This is a genomic window from Alishewanella aestuarii B11, assembly GCF_000280055.1.
Lineage (GTDB): Bacteria > Pseudomonadota > Gammaproteobacteria > Enterobacterales > Alteromonadaceae > Alishewanella > Alishewanella aestuarii.
This window is the reverse complement of record NZ_ALAB01000029.1, coordinates 61,964-68,623: the sequence shown is the minus strand read 5'-3', so window position 1 is coordinate 68,623 and position 6,660 is coordinate 61,964. Positions and strand designations below refer to the sequence as shown.

The window sequence follows — 6,660 nt, the reverse complement described above, 5'->3', positions numbered from 1 at the left end:
CACAGTTATTTAGCTATTGTTTTCTTGTTAGGTACGAGTATCTGTTACTTGGCTAATACCGCATAGCACCGCGGTGAGTTTAACCGACGTCACGCCAGTTTAAGCCTGATGCTAAAGCGGGTAGAGCGCGCATCTGATTCGACGCTTAACTGACCCTGATGAGCATCGACTATGGCTTTGGTAATGGCTAGGCCCAAACCCGAGCCTTCTATCTGGCGTTGGCGCGAGGCGTCAGCACGATAGAAGCGATCGAATAAAAACGGCAAATGCTGTGGCGGGATCGGCTGGCCCGGGTTTTCTACCGTGATGGTGGTGCTGTCGGCTGCTGCGGTGGTGCTGACGGTAATGGTTTCGCCGGGCGGGGTATACCTAAGCGCATTGGATAATAAATTGGTCAGGGCGTGGCGCAGCAAGGTGCGATCTGCCTGCACAATAATATTGGCACCGTGATAGCTAAGGCCAACCTGACTTTCTGCCGCCCAGGCTTCGAAAAAGTTGAAAATTGCGGCCACTTCCTGCTTTAGCTCCAGCGGCTGCTTTTGCAGTGTTAACAGGCCATTGTCACTTTTGGCCAGCCACAGCATATCGCTAATCATTTTATTCAGCCGCTCCAGCTCTTCCAGATTGGAGAACAGCAGATTCTGGTACTCGTCGGCGCTGCGCGCGCGCGATAAGCTGACCTGCGTTTGCGTGATCATATTGGTCAGCGGCGTGCGCAGCTCGTGGGCGATGTCGGCACTAAAGTGCGACAGCTTGGTAAACCCCTGCTCCAGCCGATCTAACATCAGATTAAAAGACTGCACCATGTGGCGCAGTTCGGTCGGGACCTCGCCCGGGGACAAGCGAATATCCAGTTTACTGGTTTGAATATCACGCATTTGTTCGCTAAGGCCTCTGAGTGGATTCAACCCCTGATGCACCGCCAGCCAGGCCGCCAGCAAGGTGAGCAGTGCAGAGCCGAGTAAAATCAGCCCCAGGCTGCGCTGTAACTGCGCCAAGAAATGGGTATGAAAACTGATATCAATAGCAGCAATTACCTTATAGTCCTGATCTGCCGTGGTCAGGCGGCTGAACACACCGCGATAGGCTTTGCCGTCCAGCTGCCAGTGGTGGATGGTTTTGGCATTGTAGTCGGCGCTGGCCGGGGTGTTGGCAGCCAGCAGGCTTAAGTCAACGTCGGCATTGCGGTACAGTAAGCGGTTTTGGCTATCCATCACCTGATAGTAAACACCGTGATGGCCCGATACCGCTTTGGCCAGCGTCTGTGCCGGCTGTTGCTGGCCGTCCTGAGCGGTAGTCAGCGTGTGCTCAACCGCGTGCAGGATCACGGCTAATTCGTCGGCGTCCTGCTCGATAAAGTGATGTTCGACTGAGCTGAGCAGTAATTGCTGCACGAAGAACAGGCAAATCGAAATGGTTAGCGCGACAAAAAGTACCACGCGAACGGTGATCGAGAGAGGGCGTTTGCCAGCTTTATGCATCAGTTTGCTCATCGTCCAGTTTATAGCCCATACCGCGCACGGTGTGGATCAGTTTTGCCGCAAAGCCATCATCAATTTTGGCGCGCAAGCGGCGGATAGCTACATCGATAACATTGGTGTCGCTGTCAAAATTCATATCCCACACCTGCGAGGCGATAAGCGAGCGTGGCAGTACTTCGCCGCGGCGGCGCATCAGCAGCTCAAGCAAGCTAAATTCCTGATTACTCAATGTTATTTTGGCGCCGCTGCGGCTGGCTTTACGCTTGGCGATATCCAGTTGTAAATCGGCGACCTGCAATAATTCTGACTGCGGTACGGCCTGACCACGCCGTAGCAGGGTTCTGACCCGGGCCAGCACTTCAGAGAAAGCAAAGGGTTTGATCAGGTAGTCGTCGGCGCCAAGCTCCAGGCCTTTTACCCGGTCGTCGACACTGTCGCGGGCCGACAGAAACAGTACCGGCGTGTGGTTATGGTTTTCTCTTAGCGCCTGCACAATGCGTAAGCCGCTGACGTCCGGCAGCATCACATCCAGCATGATTAAATCGAAATCTTCTGTCATCGCCAGATGATGGCCATCCAGGCCATTTCTGACCAGTGACACCTGAAAACCGGCTTCGCTCAGGCCTTGCTTCAGATAGTCGCCGGTTTTTTGTTCATCTTCCACAATCAGCAAACGCATCTTGTCATCTCCAAACATAGCTTTGGCAGTATTAGGCCATAAACCGCCAAACAGCAACATGACAGCAAGATTACAACTTTGTCATGTTCATGTCATGCTGCTGACAGTTTCGTCCTCTACACTGCTACGCATATAGAGAGTATTGGAGGTTGCAGATGATAAAGGCTAACACCATGATGCCGGTATCGATTTCACGGCGCCGGTTTGTGCAGGGGCTGGCGGTGGGCGGCGTGCTGGCCACTTTTCCGCATATCGTCAGGGCGGGTAGCGCCTTTAAAGATAATGCCTTTACCGGCTATGCCACTGAGCTCAGCGGTAACGTGATTGATTTAACCATCGGCGAAGCGCTGGTAAATTTTACCGGCGTGGTCCGTAAAGCCACCACCATCAATGGTTCGATACCGGCACCGACCTTACGCTTGCGCGAAGGCGATGAGGTCACCATACGGGTAACCAATACCTTGTCGGTGCCCAGCTCAATTCACTGGCACGGTATTATTTTACCCTACCAGATGGACGGCGTACCCGGCATGAGCTTCAGAGGCATTATGCCCGGCGAAACCTTTGTCTATCGTTTTACGTTAAAGCAAAGCGGCACGTACTGGTATCACTCGCACAGTGGCTTTCAGGAAATGACCGGCATGTATGGCGCGCTGATCATTGAACCCAAAGCGCAGGATGTAATTGCCGCCGATCGCGAATATGTGGTGCAGCTGTCAGACTGGACCGATGAAGATCCACATACGGTGTTTCGCAAATTAAAAGTGCAAAGTGATTTGTACAATTTTAATCAGCCAACAGTGCAGGACATGCTGCGCGATATCACTGACAGAGGGCTGGACGCGGCGCTGGCAAAACGGCAGATGTGGCAGCAAATGCGCATGAATCCAACCGATTTAGCGGATTTGTCAGCCGCTGTCTTAACCTTCTTAATGAATGGCAGCACACCGCTGGCCAACTGGCGCGGTTTATTTAAGCGCGGTGAGCGCGTGCGGCTGCGGTTTATCAATGGCTCCAGCAACAGCTTTTTTGATGTGCGTATTCCCGAGCTGAAAATGACCGTGGTGCAGGCTGACGGCCAGAATGTGCACCCGGTGACGGTGGATGAATTCCGCTTTGGCCCGGGCGAAACCTATGATGTTATCGTGTCGCCACAAGCGGATGCATACACCATTTTCGCCCAGAGTATGGACCGCAGTGGCTATGCCCGCGGTACCCTGGCCGTGGCCGAGGGCTTGCACGCCCCGGTGCCGGCACTGGATCCGGTGGAGTGGCTGACGATGGCTGACATGATGGGTAATATGAACCATGGCGCAAGCGACAGCCACAGCCACGGCCACAGCGCGATGGCGCACGGCAATGGCGCGGAAGATCATAGCCAGCATGGTGCTATGGCTATCGATCACAGTCAGCATGGCCCGGCGGTGCCTTATGCCAAAGCCAGTTCAACTGTGCGTCATGCCAGCACCGAGTATGGCCCGTCGGTGGATATGCGGGTGGATATGCCAAGAACCAACCTGGACGATCCGGGCATTGGTTTGCGCAATACCGGGCGGCGCGCGCTGACTCTGGCCGATTTACATTCGCTGGACGGTATTATTGAGCCGGGCGGCCCGGAGGCGGAAATTGAGCTGCATCTGACCGGCAATATGGAGCGCTACACCTGGTCATTCGATGGCTTAGAGTTCAGTAAAAGCACACCGGTGCATATGAAGCACAATCAGCGTATCCGGGTGATCTTGCAAAACGACACCATGATGACCCACCCGATGCATTTGCACGGTATGTGGAGTGATCTGGAAAGTGACAACGGTGCCGCACAGGTACGCCGCCATACCATTCCGGTGCAACCGGCGCAGCGCATCAGCTTTTTAACCACGCCGCATGATGTCGGGCGCTGGGCCTGGCATTGTCATTTATTGTTCCATATGGATGCGGGTATGTTCAGAGAAGTGGTGGTGTCATGAAAACAGCCAACGTAACGCTAACCTTGTCGCTGCTGGCGCTGGCCTGTACTGTGGCGCTCAGCCCTGGCGTGGCAGCGCAGAACGCCACTGAGAAACCGCCGGTACCAACGCACAGTGGCATGGACCACAGCAAAATGGACCACGGCAAAATGGATCATAGCAAGATGAACCACGCTGAGCAGGCGGTTGACCATAGCCAGACGAACCCTAGTGACATGGATCACAGTCAGATGGATCATAGCGGCATGGACCACAGTAAAATGGGCCACGCTGAGCAGGCCGTAGACCATAGCCAGATGGACCACAGCGAAGTGGACCATAGCAAAATGGATCATACCGAGATGAACCATAGTGAAATGCCCCATGCTGAGCAGGCCGTGGATCACAGCAGTATGGATCACAGCACGATGAACCATGCCGATATGCAGATGCAAGGCGGTAAGGCGCCGGCTAATGCCCGCGATCCACATGCCTACTCCAACGGCTACACCCTGACTGACGGGCCCTATGGCATGGCCGATTCACGCCATTTAAAGCACGGCGTTGAACATCCACAGTGGTCCGTGCTGGGCGATCGGCTGGAATACAATGCCGACAGTGAAGCTGGCGAACTGGAGCTGCAAGCCTGGTATGGTACGACCTATGATCGGTTGGTGCTGAAAACCGAAGCTGAAGTCAGTGACGGCAAGCTGGAAGAGAGCAGCACCGAGCTGTTATGGAGCCACGCGATAGCAGCCTATTGGGATGGTCAGCTTGGGCTGCGCCTGGATCAGGTTGCCGATGGCACCAACCGGCAGTGGTTAGCATTGGGTGTGCAGGGTTTGGCGCCGTACTGGTTTGAAGTGGATGTCACGGCTTATCTGGGCACTGGCGGTCGCACCGCGTTAAGTGCCGAAGCGGAATATGAGCTGCTGTTAACGCAGCGCCTGATCCTGCAGGCCCGGGCGGAGCTGACAGCCTATGGCAAAGACGATGAGGTCAATCAGCTGGGTAAAGGCCTGTCTTCACTGGGGGCAGGGCTTCGGCTGCGCTATGAATTCTCCCGCCAGTTCGCACCCTATGTCGGGGTAGAGTGGCATAACAAATATGGTAACACGGCAGATTTTGCCCGCCTGCAGGATGCATCGACAGCAGAAACATCCTGGGTTGCCGGTGTGCGTTTCTGGTTTTAATAGATCAGGGTTTTAATAAATAAGGTGATCAACATGAAAAAATTAATCCCGCTACTTACTCTGCTCTGTTTGGCGTTTGCCGGGCCTGTGCTGGCGCATGTTAAACAAAGCGGCTCGGTGCCGGCGGATAACGCCATGCTAATGCAGGCACCGGATGTACTCAGTATCAGCTTTAGTGGCCCGATCCGGCTGACGAAAGTCACGCTGTTGCACGATAACGGTAACACTGTCGATTTTGGCTTTACGCCCACCGCTGTCGCCACGCAGTTTAGCTGGCCGTTGCCAGTGCTGGAGATCGGTAGTTATCAGGTTAACTGGGTAGGTTTGGGCGAAGACGGTCATAAAATGAAAGGTGATTTCAGTTTTATGCTCCACGCCGGCGCTGACGCCGGGGTGAAAGCTGATAGCGCGCACGCGCATCAGCACTAGATGGCTTGAGATTGGCGATGTTTAGCGATACCTGGGTATTAGCCTTATTCGCCCACAAGCTGCTGAGTTATTTAGCGGTTAGCGGCAGTATTGGTGCGGCGTTTTTGCTGCAGTTGCCGGCGCTGGCTCAGCCACCGTCTGATAGCCTTGCCTTTCGGCTGTGGTTAAAACGCCTTGTACTGGGGTGGTCGGCCGCAGGTATGGTGCTGGCGTTACTGTATCTGCCGCTGCAGGCTGGTGCGCTGGCCGAAACAGGCGTAGCTGGCATGGCCGACAGGCTGATGCTACAGATGGTTTGGCAATCGGCAATGCGCACCCAGCTGCTTTTATGGTTATGCGGTTATGCAGCGCTGTGGCTTTGGGCCCGGCGCGTTAAACACAGCGGCAACACGGTGAGCATTGCGCTTGTTAGCCTGGCTGCGTTTTTGCTGGCCGGCAGTTTCAGCCAAACCGGCCATGTGGCCAGTTTGGCAGGCCTGTGGCAGCTGTTACTGACGCTGCATGTGCTGGCAATAGCGGCCTGGGTAGGCTCCTTGCTGCCGCTGTGGCAAAGCTGTTACCGCTTGGCACCGGACAGGTTACTGGCACTGATGCAGCAGTTTGGCCGCGTAGCGGTAATTGTGGTGTTAGTGCTTATCAGCTGTGGCGTGTTGATACTACTGCAGCTACTCGATTCGCCTGCAGCACTGTTTGTAACCGACTATGGTCGTTTAATGCTGTTAAAGCTGATGTTGGTCGCGGCTATGTTACTGCTGGCAGCCTGGCATAAATTTAATCTGGTGAAAGCGTTGGCGCAGCATCAGAACAGCCGCTTGCTGGCACGGTCTATTTTTATCGAAATGCTGTTGGCGCTATTGGTTCTGGCAACCAGCAGCAGCTTTACCACTGTGGTGGGCTTAGCACATTAAGCCTGCTTTATTCTAATAATTACA

At 54.5% G+C, this 6,660-nt stretch carries 6 protein-coding genes; 4 read left to right on the top strand and 2 right to left on the bottom strand.

Annotated features, from left to right (window positions below; all coding sequences use genetic code 11):
* Positions 1 to 89: 89 nt before the first annotated feature.
* Positions 90 to 1,481 carry a Cu(+)/Ag(+) sensor histidine kinase gene (locus AEST_RS12710; RefSeq protein WP_008609535.1) on the bottom strand — a complete coding sequence of 464 codons (1,392 nt, stop codon included), beginning with the start codon at positions 1,479 to 1,481 and terminating at the stop codon, positions 90 to 92.
* Positions 1,474 to 2,160: a heavy metal response regulator transcription factor gene (locus AEST_RS12705; protein ID WP_008950841.1), complete on the bottom strand. Its 687-nt coding sequence runs from the start codon at positions 2,158 to 2,160 to the stop codon at positions 1,474 to 1,476. Before AEST_RS12705 ends, AEST_RS12710 begins: the two co-directional genes overlap by 8 nt.
* A 155-nt stretch (positions 2,161 to 2,315) precedes the next feature.
* Between AEST_RS12705 and AEST_RS12700 the strand changes: the two genes are divergently transcribed.
* The 4 genes from AEST_RS12700 (at position 2,316) to AEST_RS12685 (ending at position 6,636) form a co-directional block, all read left to right on the top strand.
* Complete coding sequence (locus AEST_RS12700) at positions 2,316 to 4,127, top strand: copper resistance system multicopper oxidase (protein ID WP_274517120.1); 1,812 nt, start codon at positions 2,316 to 2,318, stop codon at positions 4,125 to 4,127.
* Positions 4,128 to 4,483: 356 nt separating this feature from the next.
* Positions 4,484 to 5,299 (top strand): copper resistance protein B, encoded by an 816-nt coding sequence (locus tag AEST_RS12695; protein ID WP_420794943.1) that lies wholly within the window; start codon positions 4,484 to 4,486, stop codon positions 5,297 to 5,299.
* A gap of 33 nt (positions 5,300 to 5,332) precedes the next feature.
* Positions 5,333 to 5,728, top strand: a complete 396-nt coding sequence (locus tag AEST_RS12690) for a copper resistance CopC family protein (protein ID WP_008224208.1) — start codon at positions 5,333 to 5,335, stop codon at positions 5,726 to 5,728.
* Between the two features lie 17 nt (positions 5,729 to 5,745).
* The gene (locus AEST_RS12685) at positions 5,746 to 6,636 is read left to right on the top strand and encodes a CopD family protein (protein WP_008609531.1); all 891 of its coding nucleotides are present in this window, start codon (positions 5,746 to 5,748) and stop codon (positions 6,634 to 6,636) included.
* The last annotated feature ends 24 nt before the right edge of the window (positions 6,637 to 6,660 follow it).